The organism is Pseudomonas sp. dw_358 (genome assembly GCF_018449655.1).
GTDB lineage: Bacteria > Pseudomonadota > Gammaproteobacteria > Pseudomonadales > Pseudomonadaceae > Aquipseudomonas.
This window is the reverse complement of the sequence record NZ_JAAVUX010000001.1, coordinates 675,807-702,398: the sequence shown is the minus strand read 5'-3', so window position 1 is coordinate 702,398 and position 26,592 is coordinate 675,807. Positions and strand designations below refer to the sequence as shown.

Genomic DNA, 26,592 nt, shown 5'->3' with positions numbered 1-26,592 from the left:
ATGGATAACGTTCTGAGCTTTACCCAAGGTCGGATTCCCCTGTTGATCAGCGTCCCCCATGCGGGCCTGGAGCTGACCCCTGCGGTGGAAGCCGGTCTGGTGGAGGAAGCGCTGGGGCTGCCGGATACCGACTGGCATATTCCGTTGCTGTACGCCTTTGCCCAGTCCATGGGGGCCAGCGTGCTGGTGGGCCACTACTCGCGCTTTGTCATCGACCTCAACCGGCCTTCCGACGACAAGCCGCTCTATGCCGGCGCGACTACCGGACTGTACCCTTCGACGCTGTTTGATGGCGTACCGCTGTTCAAGGCAGGCCTGGAGCCCTCGACGGCCGAGCGCGCGGGTTATCTTGAACGGGTCTGGACACCCTACCACCACGCGTTGAACGCTGAACTCGAACGCCTGCGTGCCGAGCATGGCTATGCCCTGTTGTGGGATGCCCACTCCATCCGCTCGGTGGTGCCGCACCTGTTCGAGGGGCAGTTGCCGGACTTCAACCTGGGTACCTTCAACGGCGCCAGCTGCGACCCGCAAGTGGCGTCGCGGCTGGAGGCGGTGTGCACGGCTGCCGAAGGCTACAGCCATGTGCTCAACGGCCGGTTCAAGGGTGGCCACATCACCCGCCACTATGGCAACCCGGCGCGGGACATCCATGCCGTGCAGCTGGAGTTGGCGCAGTGCCGGTACATGGAAGAGGTCGAACCGTTTCCCTATCGGGAAGATCTGGCGACGCCGACTCAGGCGGTGATCCAGCAGATGCTCGACACATTCGTCGCCTGGGGGAAAGAGCGCTACGCCTGAGGGGGCTTGTGCCCTGCGCTGCCTTTCCACAAAGGTTATGTGGGGAATGCGCCAAAAGCGCTTTCGGGTTTATGATGGCTCAAGCCAAGATTCAGAACCCTTCCCCTTACGGAGCGCGTGATGCAGACCTTGTACCCGCAGATCAAACCCTACGCCCGGCACGATCTGGCCGTAGAAGCGCCGCATGTGTTGTACGTCGACGAAAGCGGATCGCCTGAAGGGCTGCCTGTGGTGTTCATCCATGGCGGGCCGGGGTCGGGTTGCGATGCGCAGAGCCGCCGTTACTTCGACCCCAATCTGTACCGGATCATCACCTTTGACCAGCGCGGTTGCGGGCGCTCCACGCCTCACGCCAGCGTGGAAAACAACACCACCTGGCATCTGGTGGCGGACCTTGAGCGCATTCGCGAGCACTTGGGCATCGAAAAATGGGTGCTATTTGGCGGCTCCTGGGGTTCGACCCTGTCCTTGGCCTATGCCCAGACCCATCCAGAACGGGTTCATGGTCTGATCTTGCGCGGCATTTTCCTGGCGCGCCCTCAAGAAATCGAATGGTTCTACCAGTCCGGTGCCAGCCGTCTGTTCCCGGACTACTGGCAGGACTACCTGGCGCCGATCCCGGCCGATGAGCGTGACGACTTGCTCAGCGCTTTCCACAAGCGCCTGACCGGCCCTGATCAGATTGCCCAGATGCACGCTGCCAAGGCCTGGTCCACCTGGGAAGGCCGCACCGCCACCCTGCGTCCCAACCCGCTGGTGGTGGACCGCTTCAGCGAGCCTCAGCGAGCCTTGTCCATCGCCCGTATCGAGTGCCATTACTTCGTCAACAGCGCTTTCCTCGAACCCGACCAGCTGATTCGCGACATGCCGCGCATCGCCCATCTGCCGGCGGTCATCGTCCATGGTCGCTACGATGTCATCTGCCCGCTGGACAACGCCTGGGAATTGCACCAGAACTGGCCCAACAGCGAGCTGCAAGTGATCCGCGATGCCGGTCACGCCGCCTCCGAGCCGGGCATCACCGACGCGTTGGTCCGCGCTGCCGATCAGATGGCCCGGCGCCTGCTCGACTTGCCGCTGGAGGAGGCGTGAGGGGGCTGCTGCAACGTGTGAGCAGTGCCCGAGTGGACGTCGAAGGTGAACACGTCGGTGCCATTGGCTCCGGTCTGCTGGTGCTGGTGGCGGTCGAGCCGCAGGACACCCGCGAGCATGCCGACAAGCTGTTGCACCGCTTGCTCAACTACCGGGTATTCGGCGATGCAGCCGGCAAAATGAACCTGTCGCTCAAGGACGTGGCGGGCGGTTTGCTGCTGGTCTCGCAGTTCACGCTGGCGGCCGATACCCGTAGTGGCCTGCGGCCAAGCTTCACCACGGCGGCGCCGCCAGCGCTGGGCGCAGAATTATTTGACTACCTGATCGATCAGGCCCGCTTGTTGCACGCAGTGGTGGCCACTGGCCGTTTCGGCGCCAACATGCAGGTGAGCCTGGTCAACGATGGCCCGGTTACCTTTCTGCTGGATGTCTGAATGTGACTAAAAACAGGAAGTTGCAGGTGAAACAGCGGCTTTGTAGCATAAATACTTCACTGTCAATGGTGCGTTGTTACTCAGCCTGCTAGATAATCGCGCGCTAGGTAAATCAGCGTCTGTTGATCCACATTTGTTCCAGTCTCAGGCTGGTCGGACGACGTCGGGGGAATCATTGCCTCCTTTCGGAGTCCGAACAATGCTCGCCAACCCGGCAAACGATAGCTGGCCGTTGGTTTTTTGATCTGTTTTCGGCGAGGGTTGCTCGTGATTGTTAGCTCCAGAAATGCACCAGGGAAGAACGCCAGACGCTTGCGTAGCGCAGTGTTGGCGAGTACAGCACTGTTCTGTCTGTTCGGCGCCAGCCAACTGTGGGCGTTCGACCTGGACGACGTCGCCGCGCGCGCCAAGGCGCTCGCCGGCCAGAAGTACGAAGCGCCCAAGAGCAATCTGCCCAAGGAATTCCGCGACATGAAGTTCGCGGACTACCAGAAGATCCAGTTCCGCAACGACAAGGCCGAATGGGCGGACGACAAGACCCCGTTCAAGCTGTCCTTCTATCACCAGGGCATGCATTTCGACACACCGGTGAAGATCAACGAAGTGACCGCCGACACGGTGCAGGAGATCAAGTACGATCCCTCTCGCTTTGATTTCGGCGACTTGCAATTCGACCCGAAAGCGACGGAAAACCTGGGCTATGCCGGTTTCCGCGTCCTGTACCCGATCAACAAGGGTGACAAGCAGGACGAAATCATGACCCTTCTGGGCGCCAGCTATTTCCGTGTGATCGGCAAGGATCAAGTCTACGGCCTGTCGGCCCGGGGCCTGGCCATCGACACCGCGCTGCCGTCGGGGGAAGAGTTCCCGCGTTTCACCGAGTTCTGGGTCGAACGCCCTGGCCCGGACGACAAGCAACTGGTGATCTACGCCCTGCTGGATTCGCCGCGTTCCACCGGCGCCTACAAGATGATCCTGCGCCCTGGCAGCGATGCCGTGGTGGATGTCAGCTCCAAGGTGTTCCTGCGTGACCATGTCAGCCGCCTGGGTATCGCGCCGCTGACCAGCATGTTCCTGTTTGGCTCCAACCAGCCGTCCAAGGTGCTCAACTACCGTCACGAGCTGCATGACTCTACCGGTCTGTCGATTCACGCCGGCAATGACGAATGGATCTGGCGTCCGCTGAACAATCCGAAACACCTTGCGGTCAGCAGCTTCACCGTCGAAAACCCGAAAGGTTTCGGTCTGCTTCAGCGCGGTCGCGACTTCGAACGTTACGAAGATCTCGACGACCGTTACGACAAGCGTCCAAGCGCGTGGGTCGAGCCGAAGGGTGACTGGGGCAAGGGCACCGTCGATCTGGTCGAAATCCCTACCACCGACGAAACCAACGACAACATCGTGGCGTTCTGGAACCCGGAAAAAATGCCGGAGCCGGGCGAAGCCCTGGAGCACAACTACCGCCTCCACTTCACCATGAACGAAGAAGCCCTGCACGATCCGGCCAGCGGCTGGGTCAAGCAGACACTGCGCTCCACCGGTGACGTGAAGCAGTCCAACCTGGTTCGCCAGCCGGACGGCACCGTGGCGTTCCTGATCGACTTCGAAGGCCCCGCTCTGGCCAAACTGGCGCCAGACACTGTGGTCAACAGCCAGGTGAGCACCGGTGACAACGCCGATCTGGTGGAAAACAGCCTGCGCTACAACCCGGAGACCAAAGGCTGGCGTCTGACCCTGCGGTTGAAGGTCAAGGACCCGAAACAGGCGGTGGAAATGCGTGCCGCACTGGTCCGTGATGTGACCAAGCCGGCCGAGCCTGCCGAGCCCGCCAAGGAAGTCAAAGAGGCCAAGGCCGAAGCGCCGAAGGTCAAACACGAAAAGTCTGAAGCACCTGCCAAGGCAGCGGAGCCGGTACCGGCTGTCGCGCCAGCCGAACCGGTCACGACGCAGCAAGTCTTGACTGAAACCTGGAGCTATCAGTTGCCCGCCGATGAGTGATCTTCACATGCAGCCTCCCGCGTCGTCCGAGTCGCTGGACGAGTACCTGGCCCACCTGCCGCTCAGCAACGAGCAGCGGGCCGAGCTGGCCACTTGCACTTCTTTTGCGGAGCTGCACGAGCGGCTTTCTGCGCAGCCTGCCAACGCTTCGGCGGCGGCCGGCCAGGCGTCGGTGGCTCGCCGCCTGACCCTGTCCAGCGCCGAGGAGCTGCACGAAGCCGAAATGCTCACCGTGGACGCCAGCGGCCGTGTGCGGCTGAAGACGACCCCGCCGATCAACCGGACCAAAGTCGTCCCCGAGCCCTGGCACACCAACATGCTGGTGCGCGGCTGGCGGCGGATGGCCGGCAAGGCGCAGACCCCCGAGCCTGTGAGCGACAAACGTGACCTGCCCAAGGCGCGCTGGCGCTGGGTCGGTTCGATGCGTCGTTATATTCTGCTGGTGTTGATGCTCGGCCAGACCATCGTGGCCGGCTGGTACATGAAAGGCATCATGCCGTACCAGGGTTGGGGTATGGTCGATCTCGACGAAGTCGTTCGCCAGCCGATCCTGCAGACGGCCACCCAGGTGCTTCCCTACTTTCTGCAGACCAGTATCCTGATCCTGTTCGGTATTCTGTTCTGCTGGGTCTCGGCCGGTTTCTGGACCGCCCTGATGGGCTTTCTGGAGTTGCTCACGGGCCACGATAAATACCGTATCTCCGGCGCCAGCGCCGGTAATGAACCGATCGAAGCCGGTGCCCGCACCGCGTTGGTCATGCCGATCTGCAACGAAGACGTGCCGCGGGTATTTGCAGGCCTCAGGGCGACGTTCGAGTCGGTCAAGGCAACTGGCAACCTGGACCGCTTCGACTTCTTCGTGCTCAGCGATACCTATGACCCGGATATCGCCGTGGCCGAGCAGCAGTCATGGTTGGACGTGTGCAAAGAGGCTGCGGGCTTCGGGCACATCTTCTACCGTCGCCGTCGTCGCCGCGTGAAGCGCAAGAGCGGCAACCTGGATGACTTTTGCCGTCGCTGGGGCAGCGATTACCGTTACATGGTAGTTCTGGATGCCGACAGCGTGATGAGCGGCGAATGCTTGAGCAGCCTGGTGCGCTTGATGGAAGCGACCCCGGACGCCGGCATCATCCAGACCGCACCGCGGGCGTCGGGCATGGACACCCTGTACGCACGCATGCAGCAGTTTGCCACGCGGGTATATGGCCCGCTTTTCACCGCCGGCCTGCACTTCTGGCAGTTGGGTGAATCGCACTATTGGGGCCATAACGCGATCATTCGCATGAAACCCTTCATCGAGCACTGTGCCTTGGCGCCCTTGCCGGGCAAAGGTGCATTCGCGGGTACGATCCTTTCCCACGACTTTGTCGAAGCTGCGCTCATGCGCCGTGCCGGCTGGGGGGTGTGGATTGCCTACGACTTGCCGGGTTCCTACGAGGAGCTGCCGCCCAACTTGCTGGACGAGCTCAAGCGCGACCGGCGCTGGTGCCACGGCAACCTGATGAACTTTCGCCTGTTTCTGGTCAAGGGCATGCACCCGGTGCACCGAGCGGTGTTCCTCACCGGTGTGATGAGCTATCTCTCGGCGCCGTTGTGGTTCTTCTTCCTGGTGCTGTCGACGGCGTTGCTGGCGGTCAATACGCTGATGGAGCCGACCTACTTCCTCGAACCCCGGCAGCTGTACCCGTTATGGCCACAGTGGCACCCTGACAAGGCCGTGGCGCTCTTTTCCACCACCATCGTGCTGTTGTTCCTGCCCAAGCTGCTGAGCATCATCCTGATCTGGTTCAAGGGCGCGAAAGGATACGGTGGCCGGATCAAGGTCACGCTGTCGATGCTGATGGAAATGCTGTTTTCCATGCTCCTGGCGCCGGTACGCATGCTGTTCCACACCGTGTTCGTACTGGCGGCGTTTCTTGGCTGGGCCGCGACCTGGAACTCGCCACAGCGTGACGACGATTCCACGCCCTGGATCGAAGGCGTGAAACGCCATGGTTCGCAGACGCTGCTTGGCGTGGGCTGGGCCGCACTGGTGATCTGGCTCAACCCGAGCTTCCTGTGGTGGCTGACGCCGATCGTGGGTTCGCTGATACTGTCGATCCCGGTGTCGGTGATCTCCAGCCGGACCAACCTCGGGCTGGCGGCACGTGACGAAAAGCTGTTCCTGATTCCCGAGGAGTACGATACGCCGCAAGAGCTGGTCTCCACCGACCAGTACACCCACGAAAACCGCTGGCACGCGCTCAAGGACGGGTTCGTCCGCGCCGTGGTCGATCCGCAGCAGAACGCCCTGGCCTACAGCATGGGCACCTCGCGCCACGGTGAAGCCATACCGGTGGAAAACATGCGTGAAGTGCGAGTGGCAAAGGCCCTGGAAAATGGCCCGGAAAAACTCGACAACAACGCGCGCATGAACCTGCTCAGCGATCCGGTGGCGCTGTCGCGCCTGCACGATCAGGTCTGGAGCAGCCAGAACCCGTCATGGCTGGCGGCCTGGCGTGACTCGGTGAAAGCCGATCCCCATGCTCCGTTGCTGCCCCTGCAACCGGTGGTGGCGGGTGTGGCGGCGCCGTTGCAGAACGCCTGATTCACCTTGCCCTGCGGGACCGAACAAGCTCGGTCCCGCAGGGCAAGCAGGCTTCAAACTCTGAAACGCCCCACCAGCCCCTGCAAATGCACCCCCAGCCGCGCCAGTTCTGCACTGGAGGCTGCCGTTTCTTCGCTGGCTGCCGACGTCTGATCGGAAATATCCCGCACATTGATCACGCTACGGTTGATCTCGTCCGCCGTGGCGCTTTGCTGTTCGGCGGCTGCGGCGATCTGTTGATTCATGGTCTGGATCGACGACACGGTGCGGGTGATGTCTTCAAGCGCCGTGCCGGCCTGGCGGGTCAGGGCCACGGAACTGTCGGTCAGCGACCGGCTGCTGTCCATGGTCGCGGACACTTGCAGCGTGCCTTTTTGCAATGAGCCGATCAGCTCCTCAATCTCTTCCGTGGACTTCTGAGTGCGCTGGGCCAGGCTGCGGACTTCATCTGCGACCACGGCAAACCCGCGCCCGGCCTCGCCTGCCCGGGCGGCTTCAATGGCGGCGTTGAGGGCCAGCAGGTTGGTCTGCTGAGCCACCGACTTGATCACGTCGATGACGCTGCCAATCTTGTCGCTCTCTTGCTTGAGCAGACCCATGGCATCGGTGGAATGCTCAACCTGAGTGGCCAGGCGCTCGATCTGGACGATGGCTTCGGTGACCTTGCGATCACCGTCGCGGGCCTGCCGGTCGGCCGTAGAGGCGGCCTCGGAGGCCTCCTCCGCATTGCGCGCCACTTCTTGTACCGTGGCCGCCATTTCGTGCATGGCGGTGGCCACTTGATCGGTCTCGCTTTTCTGTGCGTTGACGCCGGCGCTGGTCTGTTCGGTGACGGCCGACAGCTGTTCGGCGGCGCTGGCGATCTGGGTCACGCCGTCGCGAATGCCGCTCACCAGCTCGCGCAGGCCCAGGGTCATGCGCTGGATGCTTTGTTGCAGCCGGCCCAGCTCGTCGCGACGGTTGACGGCCAGATCCTGGCTCAGATCGCCAGCCGCCACGCGCTCGACCACATGAATGGTTTCGCGCAGTGGCAGGACGATCTGACGGGTAATCAGCCAGCCCGCCACAATGCCCAACAGCAGGGCAATCGTGGCGGTGCCGGCAATGGTGGCTTTGGCGGTTTGGGCGTCGGCGTCGCGGCGGCGGTTCTGGGCGTCGGTGACGGTTCGGCTCAGGTCCAGCAGCTGGCCACCCAGTTGGCTCATGCGTGCGAGGTCGCGTGCGGCGAAAGCCGTGCGGTATTCAGCGACGGCAGCCAAGGCATGATCGAGGTTGCGGATATCTTCCGGGACCGCCATGCGTCCACGGGCGTCCTCGACCTCATGCTGCAGGGCATCGAGGGCCTGGCGGACCTTGTCGGCGTCCTCGCTTTTGCCGCTGGCCTGATAGTCCAGGCGGTTGATGCGCAGATCCCGGGCGCCATCCGCGATGAGCGACACCGAAACGATCTTGTCGCTGCGTTCAAGCAGGCTGCTCAAGCCCCGCCAGGCGACCAGCGTGATCAGCAGCGTCATCACCAGCACCATGCCGAAGCCGATGCCCAGTTTGCGATTGACGCTGATATTTCCTAAAAGCCCACCCATTTCATTGCTCCCTGCTGCTTCCATAGTTTGAAGTGGTGCGCCTATGGATCGGCCGCCCGCTTCGAAACTAGAGCTTAGACTCAGAAAAGCCGGGAGAGCAGGGCAGTGACGGCGGTTTCTACCCGCAGGATCCGCTCGCCCAGTTGCACCGGTTGCAGTCCGGCGCGTGCGAGCATTTCCACTTCATAGGGAATCCAGCCACCCTCTGGTCCGATGGCCAGAGTCACGGGCTGTTGCACCGGGCCTCGCGGGCAGGGCGGATAGTCACCAGGGTGGCCAAGCAGGCCGAGGGTGCCGGCCGTGATGGCCGGCAGGCGGTCCTCGGCAAACGGCTTGAGGCGCTTTTCGATGATGACCTCGGGCAGCACGCTGTCCCGGGCCTGTTCGAGGCCGAGGATGAGGTTTTCCCGGATCGCTTCCGGCAGCAGGAAGGGGGTTTGCCAGAAACTCTTCTCGACCCGGTAGCTGTTGACCAGAATCAAGCGCGGCACACCCATGGTGGCGATGGTCTGGAACACCCGCCGCAGCATTTTCGGGCGGGGCAAGGCCAGCACCAGGGTCAGCGGGAGCTTGTCCGGCGCGGGATGCGCCAGCTGCACCCTCAGTTCGGCTTCGCGAGGTTCCAGCCGCAGCACCTCGGCGCTGCCCAGCAGACCGCCCATGCGGCCGACCCGCAGGGTGTCGCCAACGGCGACCCCCTGGACTTCCTGCATGTGCTTGAGGCGGCGATCATTGAGCAGCACCCGGTCAGGCGCGACGAAGTCGGCCTCTTCCAGCAACAGCAGGTTCATGGTCGGGTGGCGGGCGGCTGGTCTTTTTTCTCGCGTGCGGCGGCTTCTTCTTCAGTGCGTTTGCGAATCATCGCGCCGGCCAGTACGCCAATTTCGAACAGCAGCCACATCGGCACCGCCAGCAGCGTCTGGGAAAAAATATCCGGCGGAGTCAGGAGCATGCCCACGACGAAGCAGCCAATGACCACGTAAGGGCGGATCTTGCGCAGGTACTTCACGTCCACCACGCCGATCCACACCAGCAAGACCACTGCCACCGGGATCTCGAACGCCACGCCGAAGGCGAAGAACAGCGTCATGACGAAATCCAGGTAACTGGCGATGTCGGTGGCCATGGTCACGCCTTCCGGCGTGGCATGGGCGAAGAACTTGAACACCAGCGGAAACACCACGAAATAGGCAAACGCCATGCCGAGGTAGAACAGCAGGATGCTGGACACCAGCAGCGGCACGGCAATGCGTTTCTCGTGCTTGTACAGGCCCGGTGCAATAAAGCCCCAGACCTGGTGCAGGATCACCGGAATCGCCAGGAACAGCGAGACCATCATGGTCAGCTTGAACGGCGTCAGGAACGGCGAGGCGACGTCGGTGGCGATCATGGTCGCGCCCGGCGGCAGGTACTCGCGCAACGGCGCCGAAACGATGGTGTAGATCTGCTGGGCGAAAGAGAACAGGCCGGCAAAGACCAGGAAAACGACTACCACGCAACGCAGCAGGCGGGTTCGCAGTTCAGTGAGGTGCGAAACCAGCGGCATGGGCTGGTCTTGTTCCGGGATATCGCTCATGGGGCTCGTGGTGGCTGTACTGGATCATTGGCGGAAGGTGCAGGGGTAACCGGCGTGATGTGTGGCGTTGCTACAGGCTCGGGCTCGTGGGCCTGGGCGTGCTCGGGCGCGGCCGTCGGTGCGGCGACCGGTTCGACCGTGGCCACGGGCGCCAGCGGAGCGGCAGCTGCAGGCTCGACCGGTTCTGCGGGCAGCATCGACGGCGGCGTGTATTGCGGATTGAGGATCTTGCGAGCCTCCTGCTCCAGCGATTGCAAGTGCTCGTTGTGCAACTGCCGGCGGATTTCGTCGGCACCAATTTCGCGCTCGACCTCTGCCTTGATCGCATTGAAGCTGCGTTTCAAACGCCCCACCCACAGACCGGCGGTCCGCGCGGCGCCCGGCAGACGCTCGGGACCCAGGACGACCAGGGCGACGAGGCCGACGAGCAGTAATTCGCTGAAATTGATCCCGAACATTTATCAGTCTTTCCTGACAGGTTCTTCGACTTTGTGATGCTGGCCGTCGAAAGTCTGCGGTTCGTGGGCAGGGCGTGGCTCGGTGATGGGCGAGGTGGCCTGCGGATGGACGGGTTGGACCGGTGCTTCGGCCGGTTTCTCGTCGTCGTTCATGGCTTTGCGAAAGCCTTTGATCGATTCGCCGACGTCGGTGCCAAGGTTTTTCAGCTTCTTGGTGCCGAAAATCAGGACAACGACAACGAGAATGACGATCCAATGTTTCCAGTCAAAAATACCCATGGTGCAACTCCTTACTTGAAACTGCTTATTCAGATGGCTGACGGGCAGCCTTTTCGGCATGGCCGGAAAGGCCAAAGCGGCGGTCGAGTTCGTCCAGCACAGCCTGAGGGTGTTGGCCCAATGCCGCCAGCATCACCATGCTATGAAACCACAGGTCGGCGGTTTCGTAGATGACATCGCTGCAATCTCCGCTGTTGGCGGCGTCTTTGGCGGCAATAATAGTCTCTACCGACTCTTCGCCGACCTTTTCCAGAATCTTGTTCAAGCCTTTGTGGTACAGGCTGGCGACATAGGAAGAGTCGGCGGCGGCACCCTTGCGTTCTTCCAGCACCTGGGCCAGACGGGTCAAGGTGTCACTCATGGCTGTGCCCTGTTTGATAGATAGCGTGGGGGTCCTTGAGCACCGGGTCGACGGTTTTCCACTGGCCGTTATCGTACACCCGATAAAAGCAGCTCTGGCGCCCGGTGTGACAGGCGATGTCGCCCACTTGTTCGACCTGCATCACCACCACGTCGGCGTCGCAGTCCAGGCGCAGTTCGTGCAGATGCTGCACGTGGCCGGACTCCTCGCCCTTGCGCCATAGGCGGTTGCGCGAGCGCGACCAGTAGATGGCGCGGTTCTCGGTCGCCGTGAGGGCCAGTGCCTCGCGGTTCATCCAGGCCATCATCAGGATGCGCCCGGTCTTGTGGTCCTGGGCGATGGCCGGTATCAGGCCGTCGCTGTCCCATTTGATCTCGTCCAGCCAGTCTTTCATCTTCGACTCCGACTACAGAACGACTAGTGTGCCAGTCTCGTCAAGCACTGGCTATTGGCGCACGACCAGATAAACCCCGGCGGCGAGCATCAACCACGCCGGCCAGGCCTCCAGAGCGTCCAGCGCCGGGGCATGAACCGCCAGCACAGCGCCGCCGGCCAGCAGCCCGCAGCCCAGCAGGCGCAGCACCTGGCCGTCACGGGAGTGGTACCAGGCCGGTGCCCGTTCGCGTTTCGGTTCCTGGGACAGCCGCTCCAGCAGGTCGCGGGTCATGCCGGCGACGTGAGGAATCTGTTCGATCTGGCTTTGCAGGTTATGCAGCAGCGATTTGGGGCTGATCCGTTCACGCATCCAGCGCTCGAGGAACGGCTGCGCGGTGCTCCACAAGTCCAGCTCGGGATAGAGCTGGCGGCCCAGGCCCTCGATGTTCAGCAGGGTCTTCTGCAAAAGCACCAGCTGCGGCTGCACTTCCATGTTGAAGCGCCGAGCCGTCTGGAACAGGCGCATCAGCACCTGGCCGAAGGAGATGTCCTTCAGCGGCTTCTCGAAGATCGGTTCGCAGACCGTGCGGATGGCCGCTTCGAACTCGTTGAGCTTGGTCTCTGGTGGCACCCAGCCCGAATCGATGTGCAACTGCGCCACCCGGCGGTAGTCGCGCTTGAAGAAGGCAAACAGGTTGCGCGCCAGATAGTCCTGATCCTGCGGGGTGAGGCTGCCGACGATGCCGCAGTCGATGGCGATGTATTTCGGGCTCCACGGTGAAACGGTGCTGACAAAAATGTTGCCGGGGTGCATGTCGGCATGGAAGAAACTGTCGCGAAAGACCTGGGTGAAGAAGATTTCCACACCGCGCTCGGCGAGCAGCTTCATGTCGGTGCGCTGGTCGGCCAAGGTGGCCAGGTCGGTCACCTGAACACCATAGATACGCTCCATGACCAGCACCTTGGGCCGGCACCAGTTCCAGTAGATCTGGGGCACGTAGAGCAGGTCCGAGTCTTCGAAGTTGCGCCGCAGCTGGCTGGAGTTGGCCGCTTCACGCAGCAGGTCGAGTTCGTCGTAAATGGTTTTCTCGTAGTCGAGCACCACGTCCACCGGATGCAGCAGCCGGGCGTCGGCGGACAGGCGCTCGGCCTGGCGGGCCAGCATGAACAGCCACGCCAGGTCCTGGCTGATGATCGGGCGCAGGCCGGGGCGGATGACCTTGACCACCACTTCTTCGCCGCTCTTCAGTTTCGCGGCGTGGACTTGGGCCACGGACGCCGAGGCGAGCGGTTCTACGTCGAATCGGCTGAACACGTCGGTGATCTTCGCACCCAGCTGCTCCTCGATGAGTTTCATCGCCAGCTGCGGATCGAAGGGCGGCACCCGGTCCTGCAACAGCATCAATTCGTCGGCAACGTCCTCGGGCAGCAGGTCGCGCCGAGTAGAGAGAATCTGCCCGAACTTGATGAAGATCGGCCCCAGGTCCTGCAATGCCAGGCGCAGTCGCGCGCCACGGCTCAGCTCTTTGGCGCTGCGCGGCAGCCAGCGCCAGGGCATGGCGAAACGCAGCACCATCAGCCACCAGGGCAGCGGAAGGGCAAACATCAAGTCATCGAGACGGTAGCGGATCACGACGCGCAGGATGCGCAACAAACGGCGGACGGCAAGCAGCTTCATGCATTATCGCTGGAGTGATGGGAGCGCTGGAGGCGCTCGAAGCGGGCCTCCAGACGTTCCAGGTCGATTTTGAGCCGGTCCAGTTCAGCAAAGCGGGCCTGGGCTTCGTGTTCGCCAACCAGTGTACGGGTTTCTTCGGCGAGGTAATCGGCCAGGTTGCGGCTGACGTTGTTCGCCCCCTGCCGGGCCCAGCCGGCGCGGCTGCGCAGGTGGCCACCGAGCAGGCTGGTGGCCACAGGGCCGAGCCAGCGCTGCACTTCGTATTCCCAGTCCAGTTCGAGGTCCTGAAGCACGGCCACCAGGTCCTGCAGTACGTGGCTGTTGCCGCTCAAGTCGACCTGAGGGCTGTGCAGCACGGCGGTCTTGTCCTTGCTCAGGGCCAGGCGTAACAGACTGGAGGCAGGGGCGCGCAGCACGCAGTCAGGTTCGGCGGCCCAGTGGGTGGCCAGGGTCAAGCCTTCGGCGCCTGGCAGGATGTACAGCTTGAACGTCGGCTGAAGGCAGTCGACTTCAATGACCTTGCCGTGCAGGTGGGCCAGGCGCGGCAAGGCCGTGCTGTCCAGCCGCAAGACACGGTTGAGCCCGTGCTCGACGCTGGCGATCAGGCCGTGAAGGAGCATCAGGGCTTGATACCACGATGCAGGGCGACGATGCCGCTGGTCATGTTGTGATAAGTGACACGGTCGAAGCCGGCCTGCACCATCATCGCCTTGAGGGTCTCTTGATCAGGGTGCATGCGGATCGATTCGGCCAGGTAGCGATAGCTCTCCGAATCATTGGTGATCAGCTTGCCGGCCAGGGGCATGAAGGCGAACGAGTAGGCGTCGTAGACCTTGGACATGACCCTGTTGGTGGGCTTGGAGAACTCCAGCACCAGCAAGCGGCCGCCTGGCTTGAGCACCCGCAGCATCGAGGCGATGGCGTCTTCCTTGTGGGTGACGTTGCGCAGGCCAAAGGCGATGGTCACGCAGTCGAAGTGGTTGTCCGGGAAGGGCAGCTTTTCGGCGTCGGCCTGGACGAACTCGATGTTGCCCGCCACGCCCTTGTCCAGCAGGCGATCACGGCCGACCTTGAGCATCGAGGCGTTGATGTCGGCGAGTACGACCTGGCCGGTCGGGCCGACCAATTGGGAAAACTTGCGAGCCAGGTCGCCCGTGCCGCCTGCGATGTCCAGCACACGGTTGCCGACGCGCACGCCGGACAGTTCGATGGTGAAGCGCTTCCACAGCCGGTGCATGCCGCCCGAGAGGACGTCGTTCATGAGGTCGTACTTGGCCGCTACCGAGTGAAACACTTCGGCGACCTTTTCCGCTTTCTGGCTTTCAGCCACGGTCTTGTAGCCGAAGTGAGTGGTGGGTTCGGTGTCGCTGGCCTTGCGCTGATCGTTCATATCGCTAGTCACCGGGAAAAAAATCACCGGCCATTCTAATCGGCGTGGACGGCTTTGTCTTGGCAAGCTCTGCGGCGAGAGCGATCCAAGCTAAGATAGACGCCGTTTATTTAGAATTCGGAGTGGTTGGATGACCCAGATCAGCGTCGAGCGCAAACACAGTCTTGGCCTGGAGGCTGCCCGGCGCAAGGCCGAGCCTTTGGTCGAGCGCCTGGCGCGCGAGTACGACCTCAAGACTGACTGGCAGGGTGATACGGTTCAGATCAAGCGCAGCGGGGCCCACGGCAGCATCGTGATTGGCGATGACAGCATTCGGGTGGACCTGAAGTTGGGGATGATGCTGTCGATCATGGGTGGGAGCATCAGGAGCGAGATCGAGAAAGCCCTGGACAAGGCGCTCGGCTGAGTAGCGGGGTGGCTTGATGAGATCTCAAGCCACCCTCACCGCCTGCTTACTTGGGCAATTGATCAAAATCACTCAGCGTCTTGGGATTGTAAGGGTCGCCGATCCAGCGGGTGCGTGGCACGAAGTACGGGCTGATGATGCTCTTGGACACGTCATGTTCGTCGAAGGTCAGCCCGGCCATGTCCGACCAGCTGTGGATCAGGCTTGACGTGCTGTACGGCCGGTTCAGGTAGCTGGCGAAATTCCAGTCGTGGCTTGCACGCCATTTTGGCGAGGCCCAGGCAATGAACGGAATCGTGTACATCGGCGCCGTCGGCCGGCCTTCGTTGCGGCCCAGGGTGGTGTGGTCACCGGAGTTGTAGACGTCTTCACCGTGGTCGGACAGGTACAGCAGGAAGCCGTTAGGGTCTGTGGCGGAGAATTGCTTGATGATGCTCGACACCACGAAGTCGTTGTACAGCACGGCATTGTCGTAGCTGTTGTAGGTGGCCAACTGATCGGCATTCAGACCCGGCGGCGTGCCGTCGGTGCCTTTGAACTTGGCGTACTCCTCGGGGTAGCGGTAGTCATAGTTGACGTGGGTGCCCAGCAGGTGGATCACGATCAGCTTGCGTGGTGCGGGGTCCGCCAGCACTTTGCCGAACGGCTCCAGCACATCGCCATCGTATTGCGCGGCGTTCTGGTTGCGGTTGTTGTTCAGGTAGACCTGCTCGTCGGCCTGCTGGGAGAAGGTGGTGAGCATGGTATTGCGCTTGGTCAGGGTCTGCTGGTTGGTGATCCACCAGGTCTTGTAGCCCGCCTGCTTCATCACATCGACGATGGACGGCGTCTTCAGGAACAGATCCGGATGCTTTTCGTCGGCGAAGGTCAGCACCTGTTGCAGCGACTCGATGGTATACGGACGCGGGCTGACCACGTTGGTGAACACGCTGAGCTGGTCGCGCATCTGGCCCAGTAGCGGGTTGGTATTGCGCGGGTAGCCGTACAGGCTCATGTGCCCACGGTTGGTCGACTCGCCGATGATCAGCACCAGGGTCGCTGGCAGCCCGGCGGTGCTGTCCTTGAGGTTGGTCAGCGGCGGCACCTTGGCGCTCACCTTGAGCATTTCCTGCATGCCGTCCAGTTGCTGGCGATAGCTCTGGTAGCCGATCAGCAGCTGCCATGGCACGGCAGGCTCGATATGGTCTTCGAACTTCTGCAGGCCGTCGTCAAAGGTGCCGGTGCGTTGCACTTGCTTGTACAGCGGCCATGCCACCAGGCTGATCAGCAAGATGACACTCACTGCTGTGGCTTTGCTGGCTGACAGGTACACCGGACGTACGCGTGTCCACAGCAGCACCGCGCCGAGGGTATAGAACAGAAACGCGGGCACCATCCACCAGTGGAAATACTGGCTGAGGTATTCCCCGGCTTCGGCATTGTTGGACTCGAAGATGACGAAGATCACGCTCTGGGAGAACTCCTGCTGGTAGATCAGGAAGTAACCAAAGCTGAGCAGCGAGCAGAGAAACAGGACCGTCCCCAGGATACCGGCGATCAAGCGCGTGCGAGCGGGGAACAACAGCACGGGAATCAGCCACAGCATGCTGAGCAGGAAGGCTTCGCGAAAGCCTTCGAAGCCGGAGGTGCCAGAGATCTGGATCAGGCTCTGGGTGACCCCGGAGAAATACCAGAAAAACACGAACAGCCAGATCAGGCCTTTCCAGTCAAAACGACGCTGGGGCGGGGCTGCAGGAGTAGATGTTGTCATGGGGCATCCAAAAACAGCCTGCCTCAGGCACCGGAAGTGCTGAGCACCAAGCTTGGGGCTGAAAAACGGTGTAGCACCGTAGTCCGACGAATGTGATTTTTTCGTCAAAAAAATGAACAAAATCCGTCCTGAGCAGCTGTTCAGCACGCTTGTGCGCTTTAGGGTGAGCTTTCTAATTTTCCGACCTAGTCTGGTGGACACCGAATGATCCCCACGAGGTGCACCATGGCAACGTTGGTATTGAAAAAGACCGTCCACACCGAGGCACAGGAAGTACGCTCCTACGCGCGCAAGATCTGGCTGGCAGGTCTGGGCGCCTACGCCAAGGCGGGCAAGGAAGGCTTGAGCTATGTCCGCGAGCTGATCAAGGTAGGCGAGGGCGCCGAGCGCCGGGGCAAGCGTCTGATCGACAAGGAAGTAGGCGCTGCCAACGCCGAGATCGCCTCGGCCAAGGCGGGCCTCAAATCGGTGAAGGGCAAGGCCGAGGCCGAGCTGGAGCAAGTCGAGAGTGCGTTCGATCGACGTGTCGCAGCCGGCCTCAATCGCATCGGCATTCCCTCGCGCCATGACGTCGAATTGCTCTCTGCTAAGCTCGATGAGCTGAAGGCTTTGGTCGAGCGCGCCGCGCGTACTAAATAAGGAGAGCAGGATGGCTGGCAAGAAAAAAGTGGAAAAGGAAGGCAGCTCCTGGGTGGGCGGCATCGAAAAATATTCTCGGCAGATCTGGCTGGCAGGCCTTGGGGCTTACTCCAAGATCAGCGCTGATGGCACCAAGCTGTTCGAGAACCTGGTCAAGGACGGCGAAAAAGCCGAAAAGCAGGTCAAGACTGAAGTTGACACCCAGGTCGACACGGTCAAGGCCTCGACCAAGTCCCGGGTGGGCGATGTGAAGGATCGCGCACTCGGCAAATGGGGCGAACTGGAAGAGGCGTTCGACAAACGCTTGAATAGCGCCATCTCACGTCTGGGCGTACCGAGCCGCAACGAGGTGGTGGCCTTGCACCACAAGGTCGACCTGCTGACACGGGAGATCGAGAAGCTGACCGGCACCACTGCCAAGCCCGTAACGAAAGCGGCGCCACGAGTGGCGGCCAAGCCAGCGCCGGCGAAGACCGCGACCAAGGCTGTGGCGTCCAAGGCCGCCACGGCCAAGACCGCAGTCAAAGCGGCTGCCAAACCTGTCGCCAAGGCAGTGGCCAAGGCACCTGCGACGGCCAAAACCTCGGCCGCCAAGTCCACGGCCGCGAAAAAGCCGGCCGCCCCGCGCAAGCGCGCGAGCCCTGCCACCAGCGCCGCCAACTCGGCCACGCCTCATCCGGCACCCGCTCCAGCGGCCACTCCCGAGGCCAGTCCAGCCTCGTGACGGCGTAACGGTCATCGCGGGCCGCCGTAGCGGTTGCCCGCGCTGAGGCCCGTTGCCTTACAGGTAACTCAAGGCCAGATCCTGCGCCGCCTCACGCGCGGGCTCACGCAAATGCGGCGCCACCAGCATCAGCACCTGATATACCACCACCCCCGAATCCGCCTTACGGTTGATCACGCGCTGATAATCCAGCGCGAACAGCAGCGTCAGGGTCACCTGCTCCACCAACTGCCCCAGCGCCCGTGTATCGCTGAGCAGCTGGTTGTGCGCGGCCAATCCCGCCAACAGTGCAGCCAGCGCGCGCTTCAGCGCATTGAGCAACTCACGAAGGCCGCGCCCCAGTTTGGGCAGGCGCCTTGCAAGGTTGGCCAGGTCTTGGAACAGGAAGCGATACTGCGCCATGCGCTCCACGATCAGATGAATGAACAGACCGTAATCTTCTGCCGCCAACGGCGCGTCGTCCGGTGGATCGAGCAGGGGCGTGAGCTCGTCGTCGAGGCGCTCGAACAACGCCAGGATCAGCGGATCCTTGCCATGAAAGTGGTAGTACAAATTGCCCGGGCTGATGCCCATTTCGTTGGCAATCTCCAGGGTCGAGACGTTCGGCTCGCCCTTGTGATTGAACAGGATCAAGGCGCAGTCGAGGATGCGCTCACGTGTCTTCATCCGGCCGAAAGCCTCAGCGCACCAGCACGTAAGTGCCGGGCGCCGCTTCCTGGGGTGGATGCTCGGCGTTGCCCAGGGTCTTCGTGGTGGGTTGCTGGGCCCCGGAGCGCTGGGTGATCCACTCCAGCCAATGTGGCCACCAGCTGCCATCCACCGGCTTGGCGTCGTAGTACCAGGCGCGAGGGTCGCTGCTCAGTCGTGTGTTTTCGATGAAGTTGGCTTTGGCGTGGCCCGGCGGGTTGAGGATGCTCTGCACATGGCCGCTGCTGGAGAGCAGGAAGCGCCGGTCGCCGCCCAACAGCAAGGTCGAGCGATACACCGTGTCCCACGGCGTGATGTGGTCGTTGGCACCGGCGATGCTGAAGCTGTCGACGGTGATCTTGCTCAAGTCGATGGGCGTGCCGCACACCTCCAGGCCGCCAGGGCGCAGCAGCGGGTTGTGCTTGAAAAAGTCCAGCAGATCACCATGCAGCGCTGCAGGCAGGCGCGTGCTGTCGTTGTTCCAGAACAGAATATCGAACGCTGGCGGCTTCTTGCCCATCAGGTAATTGTTGACCCAATAGTTCCAGATCAGATCGTTGGGACGCATCCAGGCAAACACCCGCGCCATGTCGCGGCCGTCCAGCACGCCGTGCTGATAGGAACGGCGCTTGGCGGCCTCCAGCGCCTGCTCGTCGATGAACAGGGTGGCCGGGCTGTCGATCTGGCTGTCCAGCAGGCTGACCATGTAGGTCGCGCTGTGCACCCGGCGCAGCTGGCGCTTGGCTTGCAAGTGGCCTTGCAGGGCGGCAATGGTCAGGCCGCCTGCGCACGCGCCGGCGATGTTCACCTCGCGGGCACCGGTGATGGCGCGGCAGGCGTTGAGCGCCTCTTCCAGCGCTGCGACGTAGGTGGACAGCCCCCATTCGCGGTGGCGGGCGTCGGGGTTGCGCCAGCTCACCATGAAGGTCTGCAGGCCGCCTTTGAGTGCGTACTGCACGAAGCTGTTGGCAGGACTGAGATCGAAAATGTAGAACTTGTTGATCTGCGGCGGCACGATCAGCAGCGGACGCTTGTACTGCTTTTCGCTCATGGGCCGGTACTGGATCAGCTCCAGCAATTCATTGCGAAAGACCACCGAGCCCGGCGTGGTGGCCACCGTCTTGCCGACTTCGAAGGCGTCTTTGCCAATCTGCCGCGGCAGCCCGTCATTGTGCCGCCAGTCATCGTAGAGATGATTGATGCCCTTGATCAGGCTGGCGCCGCCGGAGTTGAAGATTTCCTTGAGGGCAACGGGATTGAGCAGCGAGTTGCTCGGCGACATGGCGTCGTTGAGCAGGGAAAATACGAACTGTGCGCGGGCACGGTCGTCCTCCGGCATCCCGCAATCATCGATCCAGGCGCGTACTTCCTTCTGCCAGCTCAGGTAGACCTGCAAGCTGCGCCGGTAGAAGGGGTTGAGGCTCCAGGTCGGATCCTTGAAACGGGTGTCTTTCGGGTTCGGTATGTACGGCGTATCGCCCAGCAATACCCGGCCCAGTTGACCACCAAGGGCGAGGGTGTGGCGAAAGCTGTTGAGCGGGTGCTTGACGCTGTGGCGGGCGACGCTGCGCAGGGTGGATATCAGGTCGCGACCGCGCAGGCCAGTGATGGCGCTTTGCGCGTTTATGTAGGCAGCCGCTGCTGGTTCGGCATTTCTCACAGCTTTGTCTTTCATGTGGCGATACTCCGTAGTAAGCCATCAAGCAGGACATCAGGAAGCGGGCTGCGGGTGCACAACCGCACGCTGGCGCTCCTCCTGGAGAAATTTCATGATGATCGGTGCCACCGTGCCCGCCCGTGTGATCAGGAACAGATGGCCGTCATCGATAATGTGCAATTGCGAGTTGGGAATGCGCCAGGCCAGCAGGCGCATATTGATCAGCGGAATCAACGGGTCATCATCACCGGCCAGGATCAGGGTCGGCTGATAGATCTTGTGCAGCCAGTGGATGCTGGTCCACCCGAGGCCTGCGAACAGTTGCCAGTAATAGCCCAGCTTGCCCGAGGAACGCACCTTGCTGGCATGGGACATGGCCAGGGTGGCGTCGCGGCGGAAGGCCCCGCCGTAGATTTCCGGCGCAATGCGCACCACGTGGGAAGGCTGGATGTAGCGCCGCGGGCTGGCCATCAACCACAGCACCTTGGGTTTGCCCGGCACCATCACGGCCCCCGCTGCGGTGGCCGCCAATACCAGCTTCTTGCAGCGCTCGGGGTAGTCGTAGGCGAACTGTTGGGCCAGCGCGCCCCCCCAGGACACGCCGATGACGTTGACCTGGCCGTAGTCGAGGTAATCGAGCATGCGCGCGGTCAGCTTCGCCAGGCCGGGAAAACGATAGGGGCGGCTCGGGGTCGACGAGCCACCGACCCCCGGCACGTCGAAAGCGATCACTTCCAGGTCCGGGTCCAGCGCCTGGATGAACGGAAACACCAGCTCCAGGTTGGCACCGATGCCGTTGAAGATCAGCAGGGGTGTCATGTGCGCCTTGCCTGGCCGCACGGCGGTGCGGATGGCCTGGCCGTCCAGGTCGACGGTGCGAAAGATGTAGGGTAGCGGCATGAGCAATCCCTGGCGTACGTTGATGGCTGTCGCTATCTGCTATCTCTGTAGGACCGAGCTTGCTCGGGAAGCATGCGCCATCGTCTTCCCGAGCAAGCTCGGTCCTGCAGGGTTCTCGGCTGTTCTATCGTTCATGGACATAGGTGCCGGGCGCTGCCTCTCCCGCAGGGTAGTCGGTATTGCCCAGAGTGGTGGAGGCGGCCTTGAGCTCGCCGGACCGTACCCCTAGCCAGCTCGCCCAATGCAGCCACCAGGAGTCGGTATGTTTACTGGCGTTTTCCTGCCACTCAGCCGCTTTGGCCGGCATTTCGCTGTGGGTCTGGTAACGCGCCTTGGGGTTGCCCGGCGGGTTTAGAATGCTCTGGATGTGCCCGCTGGAAGACAGTACGAACTCGACTTTTCCACCAAATAGCTGGGCTGACCGATAGCAGGACAGCCATGGGGTGATGTGATCGTTGATGCCGGCCAGGCTATAGATGTCGCAGGTGACCTTTTTCAGATTGATGGGTGTGCCACAGACTTCCAGTGCATCGGCCCGGGTCAGCGGGTTGCTCTTGAACATCTCGATCAAGTCACCATGGAAGGCCGCGGGCAGGCGCGTGGTGTCGTTGTTCCAGAAGAGAATGTCGAACACCGGTGGCTCGTTGCCCAGCAGATAGTTGTTCACCCAGTAGTTCCAGATCAGGTCGTTGGGGCGCATCCAGGCAAATACCTTGGCCAGGTCGCGGCCTTCCAGTACGCCGGCCTGGTAGGAGCGGCGCTTGGCGGCCTCCAGGGTCTGTTCATCGACGAACAGGGCCACGTGCGTATCCATGGTGGTGTCCAGCACGCTGACCAGCAAGGTCAACGAATGAACCCGTGGGTCGCCTAGCGCTGCATAGTGCCCGAGCAGTGCCGAGCACGTGATGCCCCCCGAGCAGGCACCGAGCATGTTGACGTCGCGGCAACCAGTGATGGCGCTGACCACCTCGACCGCTTCCTTGAGGGCCTCTATGTAGGTCGACAGCCCCCACTCGCGCTGGGCCTTGGTCGGGTTGCGCCAACTGATGATGAAGGTCTGCACCTGGCTGCGCAGGCAGAAAGCGGCCAGGCTTTTATCCGGGCTCAGGTCGAAGACGTAGAACTTGTTGATCTGCGGGGGCACCACCAGCAGCGGTCGTTCATAGACCTGTTCGGTGCTGGCGCCGTACTGGATGATTTCCAGCACGTCGTTGCGAAACACCACCGCGCCCGGAGTCACGCCCAGGTTGGTGCCGACCTCGAAGGCGTCCATGTTGACCTGGCTGGGCATACCACCGTTGCGCACCAGATCCTTGGCCAGATGACCCAGGCCGTCGAGGGCGCTTTTGCCCCCGGTTTCGAAAAAGCGTTTAAGCGCCGCCGGGTTCATTGTGCTGTTGGTGGGGGCCAGGGCTTCGGTCAGCAAGTTGACGACGAAGTGCGCGCGGTTGGTGTCCTCGGCCGTAAGGCTGCTGTCGTCGATCCACGCATGCAACTCCTGGCGCCACGCCAGATAGGTTTGCAAGTAGCGACGGTACAAGGGGTTCTCGCGCCAGGCCGGGTCGGCGAAGCGACGGTCATCCCGCTCGGGGACCAGTTGAGAGTTTCCCAAGAGGACGTTCTTCAATTCCACACCCAGCTGGGCCACATGCTTTGCGCTCAGCACCGGATGCCGCCACGCCAGGCGCATGACCATGCGCGCCGAGGTCAGCAAGTCCTTGCGACGCAGTCCCACCACGGGATTGAGCGCCAGGGTGTGGTGGCTGGCCCGTTGGTTGGGGTCGTCTTTATTGGGTTCCTGCGGGGGGGTGGGGCTCATCTACGACGCTCCATTGTCCAGGTGACCACTGTGCTGTTACCAGTGGTTACGCGAATTACCGACAATTCTCAAGAAAGCCGGTCTTTGGCTTCTTGCAAGGTCAATGAGCGCTTTTTACAAAGATATTTTCAGAAAAGCTGATTCCAGACCGGAAAAGCCCGGTTTAAAGCATCAGTCGCACGAGGGTCTCGCTAGGGTCGCGAGACTTGCCGGCGGCCTTGAGTTCGTCAAGGTAGTCGAGCCACAACTGTTCTTGACGCACGGATAACTGGTACAGGTAATCCCAAGTGAACAGGCCGCTGTCGTGGCCGTCATCGAAGGTCAATTTCAGCGCGTATTGCCCGGCCGGCTCGATCTTGCTCAGGCCCACGCCGAGTTTGCCGAACTGCAGGATCGGCTTACCGTGGCCTTGCACTTCAGCGGACGGTGAATGCACCCGCAGGAACTCGGCGGGCAGGGTGTAGTGCTCGTCGGGGCCGTACTGGAGGGCAAGGGTTTTCGAGGCTTTGTGCAGGTTGATGGCGGTGGGGATTTTGCTCATGAAGGGGGTCCACTGCGACGAAGGCCTTTGCAGGACCGCGCTTGCTCGGGAAAGTCACTCCAGACCAAGCTCGGTCCTGCGGGGCGGGTTTACAAGATATACCGCGACAGATCTTCGTTCTCGGCCAACTCGCCCAAGTGGCTGTTCACATACGCCTCGTCGATGCGAATAGGCTGACTATCGTGAGCACTGGCCAAGTCACCCGCACTGAACGACACCTCTTCGAGCAGGCGTTCCAGCAGGGTATGCAGGCGGCGGGCACCGATGTTCTCGGTCTTCTCGTTGACCTGCCAGGCGATCTCGGCCAGGCGCTTGATGCCTTCGGGCAGAAACTCGATGTGCAGGCCTTCGGTCTTGAGCAGCTCGCGGTATTGCTCGGTGAGCGAGGCGTGGGGTTCGCTGAGGATGCGCTCGAAATCCTGCGGCGTCAGCGCCTTGAGTTCGACACGGATCGGCAGGCGGCCTTGCAGCTCAGGCACCAGGTCGCTGGGCTTGCTCAGGTGAAAGGCACCGGAGGCAATGAACAGGATGTGGTCGGTCTTGACCATGCCCAACTTGGTGTTCACCGTGCAGCCTTCGATCAGTGGCAGCAGGTCGCGCTGCACGCCTTCGCGAGACACGTCGGCGCCGCCGACATTGCCGCGCTTGGCTACCTTGTCGATTTCATCGATGAACACGATGCCATGTTGTTCCACCGCTTCCAGGGCCTTGGCCTTGAGCTCTTCCTCGTTGACCAGGCGTCCAGCTTCTTCGTCGCGCACCAGCTTGAGCGCTTCCTTGACCTTGAGCTTGCGCGACTTGCGCTTGCCCTTGCCCATGTTGGCGAACAGGTTCTGCAACTGGTTGGTCATCTCTTCCATGCCCGGTGGCGCGGAAATGTCGACGCCGACCTGTTCGGCCAACTCGATCTCGATCTCCTTGTCATCCAGCTGGCCTTCACGCAGGCGCTTGCGGAACAGCTGGCGAGTGTTGGAGTCGTTGGTGGTGGCTTCTTCGGCGAAACTGGAGCGGGCCGGCGGCAGCAGGGCGTCGAGAATGCGTTCTTCGGCGGCGTCATCGGCACGCTGGCCGACTTTGACAATCTCCTGCTCGCGCAGCAGCTTGATGGCGGCATCGGCCAGGTCACGGATGATCGACTCGACATCCCGGCCGACATAGCCGACTTCGGTGAACTTGGTCGCTTCGACCTTGATGAACGGCGCGTTCGCCAGCTTGGCCAGGCGGCGGGCGATTTCGGTCTTGCCGACGCCGGTCGGACCGATCATCAGGATGTTCTTGGGCGTGACTTCGACGCGCAGCTCTTCAGGCAGCTGCATGCGCCGCCACCGGTTGCGCAGGGCGATGGCGACAGCGCGCTTGGCGTCGTCCTGGCCGATGATGTGGCGGTTGAGTTCGTGGACGATTTCACGGGGGGTCATGGACATGGTATGTGGCGGCCTCTAGCGGTTTGACGGTGCGCGTGAACAAAAAGTGCGCTGGTCATCACTCCGCGAGGTCCTGCTCCTCGATAGTGAAGTTGTGGTTGGTGAAGACACAGATGTCGCCGGCAATGCCCAGCGCAGTCTCGGTGATTTCGCGAGCCGACAGCTCGGTCTTCAGCAGCAGTGCACGGGCAGCCGCCTGGGCGAAAGCACCACCGGAACCCATGGCGATCAGGCCGTCTTCGGGCTCGACCACGTCACCGTTGCCGGTGATGATCAAGGAGGCGTCCTTGTTGGCGACCGCCAGCATGGCTTCGAGGCGGCTCAGGGAGCGGTCGGTACGCCATTCCTTGGCCAACTCCACGGCCGCACGCACCAGGTGACCCTGATGTTTTTCAAGCTGGCCTTCGAAGCGTTCGAACAGGGTAAACGCGTCGGCGGTGGCACCGGCGAAACCGGCAATGACCTGGCCGTGGTACAGGCGCCGGACTTTCTTGGCGTTGCCTTTCATCACGGTATTACCGAGGGAAACCTGGCCGTCGCCGCCCATGACGACTTTGCCGTGACGGCGGACTGAAACGATGGTGGTCAAGAGGAAGTCTCCACGCAGCAGGGGGCGAAAATGCCCTGATGGAAACTGATATGGGGATGCGAGGGGGGATTTCAACCCGGCAGGGTTTGACCGGGTACCGTATAACGGCCATCGCGGCCATGGCCGCGAAGGCCGTTATACGGTATCGAATCGTCAGCGATTCTGGCGTTGCTGTAACAACAGGTTATTGAACCCGCTGCCGGCCAATTGCTTCTGCGCCGTGGTCAGCTGTTCGCGATTGCTGAACGGCCCGACCAGCACCCGATACCAGGTTTCGTCCTTCACCGTCCCGGATTCCACCGACACCGCCTGGCCCAGCAGAATGATCTGCGCACGGACCTTGTCGGCGTCGGTCTGCTTGCGGAACGAGCCCGCCTGCAGGAAGAACTGCGTGGTCGTGGCTGGCTTGACTACAGCCGGTGCCGGCGGTGGCGTCTGCCCGCTCAAAGCGGTCAGGGCACGATTGGTGTCGATCTTCGCCGCCTCCGCCTGAGTCACCGGCGTCAGTGGCTGCGCCGGCACGGGTGGGGTTTTCTCCGGCACGGCGTCCGGCGGCACGATGACCTCCGATTCCGGCAGCAGGGTATAGAAGTCGTACTTGGGTTTGACCGGTGCCTGCGGGCTCGGTGGCGTCTTGTTCGCCTCGGCGATACGGTCAGCCTTGATCTCGGCCTTGGTCCGCTTGACGTCCGTGTGGCCGGGCTCCAGCTTGGTCAGAAACATCACGAAGACACCGACGGTGAGGCCGATGGCCAGCCATATCCATCCTGGAATCGGCTTCTTCGACGGTGCGGAGTTGCGGCTGGCGCCACGCTTGGGAGCAGGTTTTTTCTTGGCGACCAAC

27 protein-coding genes are annotated in these 26,592 nt (G+C 62.0%); 8 read left to right on the top strand and 19 right to left on the bottom strand.

Going from position 1 to position 26,592, the window contains the following annotated elements; all coding sequences use genetic code 11:
- From hutG to mdoH, 5 genes are all read left to right on the top strand, one after another.
- Positions 1-801 (top strand): N-formylglutamate deformylase, encoded by an 801-nt coding sequence (hutG, locus tag HB675_RS03205; protein WP_213875636.1) that lies wholly within the window; start codon positions 1-3, stop codon positions 799-801.
- 120 nt (positions 802-921) lie between these two features.
- Positions 922-1,893 carry a prolyl aminopeptidase gene (gene pip, locus HB675_RS03200; protein ID WP_213875635.1) on the top strand — a complete coding sequence of 324 codons (972 nt, stop codon included), beginning with the start codon at positions 922-924 and terminating at the stop codon, positions 1,891-1,893.
- On the top strand, positions 1,890-2,327 hold the full coding sequence (dtd, locus tag HB675_RS03195; RefSeq protein WP_213875634.1) for a D-aminoacyl-tRNA deacylase: 438 nt from the start codon (positions 1,890-1,892) through the stop codon (positions 2,325-2,327). Before pip ends, dtd begins: the two co-directional genes overlap by 4 nt.
- A gap of 267 nt (positions 2,328-2,594) precedes the next feature.
- Positions 2,595-4,325, top strand: coding sequence for a glucan biosynthesis protein (locus tag HB675_RS03190; protein ID WP_213875633.1), 1,731 nt, complete (start codon positions 2,595-2,597; stop codon positions 4,323-4,325).
- Positions 4,318-6,912 carry a glucans biosynthesis glucosyltransferase MdoH gene (gene mdoH / locus HB675_RS03185; protein WP_213875632.1) on the top strand — a complete coding sequence of 865 codons (2,595 nt, stop codon included), beginning with the start codon at positions 4,318-4,320 and terminating at the stop codon, positions 6,910-6,912. The genes HB675_RS03190 and mdoH overlap by 8 nt, the downstream gene beginning before the upstream one ends.
- Before the next feature lie 53 nt (positions 6,913-6,965).
- Here mdoH and HB675_RS03180 read toward each other — a convergent pair whose 3' ends face one another.
- The 10 genes from HB675_RS03180 to ubiE all read right to left on the bottom strand — a co-directional run bounded on the left by HB675_RS03180 (position 6,966) and on the right by ubiE (position 14,612).
- Positions 6,966-8,495, bottom strand: a complete 1,530-nt coding sequence (locus HB675_RS03180) for a methyl-accepting chemotaxis protein (RefSeq protein WP_213875631.1) — start codon at positions 8,493-8,495, stop codon at positions 6,966-6,968.
- A gap of 80 nt (positions 8,496-8,575) precedes the next feature.
- Positions 8,576-9,286, bottom strand: a complete 711-nt coding sequence (locus tag HB675_RS03175; RefSeq protein WP_213875630.1) for a 16S rRNA (uracil(1498)-N(3))-methyltransferase — start codon at positions 9,284-9,286, stop codon at positions 8,576-8,578.
- Positions 9,283-10,071: a twin-arginine translocase subunit TatC gene (tatC, locus tag HB675_RS03170; protein ID WP_213875629.1), complete on the bottom strand. Its 789-nt coding sequence runs from the start codon at positions 10,069-10,071 to the stop codon at positions 9,283-9,285. The genes HB675_RS03175 and tatC overlap by 4 nt, the downstream gene beginning before the upstream one ends.
- Complete coding sequence (gene tatB, locus HB675_RS03165; RefSeq protein ID WP_213875628.1) at positions 10,068-10,529, bottom strand: Sec-independent protein translocase protein TatB; 462 nt, start codon at positions 10,527-10,529, stop codon at positions 10,068-10,070. Before tatB ends, tatC begins: the two co-directional genes overlap by 4 nt.
- A gap of 3 nt (positions 10,530-10,532) precedes the next feature.
- The gene (locus HB675_RS03160; RefSeq protein ID WP_213875627.1) at positions 10,533-10,808 is read right to left on the bottom strand and encodes a twin-arginine translocase TatA/TatE family subunit; all 276 of its coding nucleotides are present in this window, start codon (positions 10,806-10,808) and stop codon (positions 10,533-10,535) included.
- A 25-nt stretch (positions 10,809-10,833) separates the two neighbouring features.
- Entirely contained in the window at positions 10,834-11,169 is a 336-nt protein-coding gene (locus HB675_RS03155; RefSeq protein ID WP_213875626.1) for a phosphoribosyl-ATP diphosphatase, read from the bottom strand.
- Complete coding sequence (gene hisI, locus HB675_RS03150) at positions 11,162-11,563, bottom strand: phosphoribosyl-AMP cyclohydrolase (protein ID WP_213875625.1); 402 nt, start codon at positions 11,561-11,563, stop codon at positions 11,162-11,164. The genes HB675_RS03155 and hisI overlap by 8 nt, the downstream gene beginning before the upstream one ends.
- 51 nt (positions 11,564-11,614) lie before the next feature.
- Positions 11,615-13,222, bottom strand: a complete 1,608-nt coding sequence (gene ubiB / locus HB675_RS03145) for a ubiquinone biosynthesis regulatory protein kinase UbiB (protein WP_213875624.1) — start codon at positions 13,220-13,222, stop codon at positions 11,615-11,617.
- Positions 13,219-13,842, bottom strand: coding sequence for an SCP2 sterol-binding domain-containing protein (locus HB675_RS03140; protein ID WP_213875623.1), 624 nt, complete (start codon positions 13,840-13,842; stop codon positions 13,219-13,221). Before HB675_RS03140 ends, ubiB begins: the two co-directional genes overlap by 4 nt.
- Positions 13,842-14,612, bottom strand: coding sequence for a bifunctional demethylmenaquinone methyltransferase/2-methoxy-6-polyprenyl-1,4-benzoquinol methylase UbiE (gene ubiE, locus HB675_RS03135; protein ID WP_213875622.1), 771 nt, complete (start codon positions 14,610-14,612; stop codon positions 13,842-13,844). The genes HB675_RS03140 and ubiE overlap by 1 nt, the downstream gene beginning before the upstream one ends.
- Positions 14,613-14,742: 130 nt before the next feature.
- On the opposite strand from ubiE, the gene HB675_RS03130 reads away from it, so the two are divergent.
- A complete protein-coding gene (locus HB675_RS03130) occupies positions 14,743-15,018 on the top strand; it encodes a polyhydroxyalkanoic acid system family protein (RefSeq protein WP_213875621.1) in 276 nt (91 codons plus the stop codon).
- 46 nt (positions 15,019-15,064) lie between these two features.
- On the opposite strand, the gene cptA is transcribed toward HB675_RS03130, so the two are convergent.
- Positions 15,065-16,768: a phosphoethanolamine transferase CptA gene (gene cptA / locus HB675_RS03125; protein WP_213875620.1), complete on the bottom strand. Its 1,704-nt coding sequence runs from the start codon at positions 16,766-16,768 to the stop codon at positions 15,065-15,067.
- A 225-nt stretch (positions 16,769-16,993) separates the two neighbouring features.
- Between cptA and HB675_RS03120 the strand changes: the two genes are divergently transcribed.
- Positions 16,994-17,407 carry a phasin family protein gene (locus HB675_RS03120; RefSeq protein ID WP_213875619.1) on the top strand — a complete coding sequence of 138 codons (414 nt, stop codon included), beginning with the start codon at positions 16,994-16,996 and terminating at the stop codon, positions 17,405-17,407.
- A gap of 10 nt (positions 17,408-17,417) precedes the next feature.
- Positions 17,418-18,131 carry a phasin family protein gene (locus tag HB675_RS03115; protein ID WP_213875618.1) on the top strand — a complete coding sequence of 238 codons (714 nt, stop codon included), beginning with the start codon at positions 17,418-17,420 and terminating at the stop codon, positions 18,129-18,131.
- Positions 18,132-18,188: 57 nt separating this feature from the next.
- Here HB675_RS03115 and HB675_RS03110 read toward each other — a convergent pair whose 3' ends face one another.
- The 8 genes from HB675_RS03110 to HB675_RS03075 all read right to left on the bottom strand — a co-directional run bounded on the left by HB675_RS03110 (position 18,189) and on the right by HB675_RS03075 (position 26,591).
- Entirely contained in the window at positions 18,189-18,797 is a 609-nt protein-coding gene (locus HB675_RS03110; protein WP_213875617.1) for a TetR/AcrR family transcriptional regulator, read from the bottom strand.
- A gap of 13 nt (positions 18,798-18,810) precedes the next feature.
- On the bottom strand, positions 18,811-20,493 hold the full coding sequence (gene phaC / locus HB675_RS03105; protein WP_213875616.1) for a class II poly(R)-hydroxyalkanoic acid synthase: 1,683 nt from the start codon (positions 20,491-20,493) through the stop codon (positions 18,811-18,813).
- Between the two features lie 36 nt (positions 20,494-20,529).
- The gene (gene phaZ, locus HB675_RS03100) at positions 20,530-21,375 is read right to left on the bottom strand and encodes a poly(3-hydroxyalkanoate) depolymerase (RefSeq protein WP_213875615.1); all 846 of its coding nucleotides are present in this window, start codon (positions 21,373-21,375) and stop codon (positions 20,530-20,532) included.
- Between the two features lie 124 nt (positions 21,376-21,499).
- A complete protein-coding gene (gene phaC / locus HB675_RS03095; protein WP_213875614.1) occupies positions 21,500-23,194 on the bottom strand; it encodes a class II poly(R)-hydroxyalkanoic acid synthase in 1,695 nt (564 codons plus the stop codon).
- Between the two features lie 163 nt (positions 23,195-23,357).
- Positions 23,358-23,735: a DUF971 domain-containing protein gene (locus HB675_RS03090; protein WP_213875613.1), complete on the bottom strand. Its 378-nt coding sequence runs from the start codon at positions 23,733-23,735 to the stop codon at positions 23,358-23,360.
- Positions 23,736-23,824: 89 nt separating this feature from the next.
- Entirely contained in the window at positions 23,825-25,159 is a 1,335-nt protein-coding gene (gene hslU / locus HB675_RS03085; protein WP_213875612.1) for an ATP-dependent protease ATPase subunit HslU, read from the bottom strand.
- Between the two features lie 58 nt (positions 25,160-25,217).
- Positions 25,218-25,748, bottom strand: a complete 531-nt coding sequence (gene hslV / locus HB675_RS03080; RefSeq protein WP_213875611.1) for an ATP-dependent protease subunit HslV — start codon at positions 25,746-25,748, stop codon at positions 25,218-25,220.
- Positions 25,749-25,901: 153 nt separating this feature from the next.
- Positions 25,902-26,591, bottom strand: coding sequence for an SPOR domain-containing protein (locus tag HB675_RS03075; RefSeq protein ID WP_213875610.1), 690 nt, complete (start codon positions 26,589-26,591; stop codon positions 25,902-25,904).
- Position 26,592 lies beyond the last annotated feature (1 nt).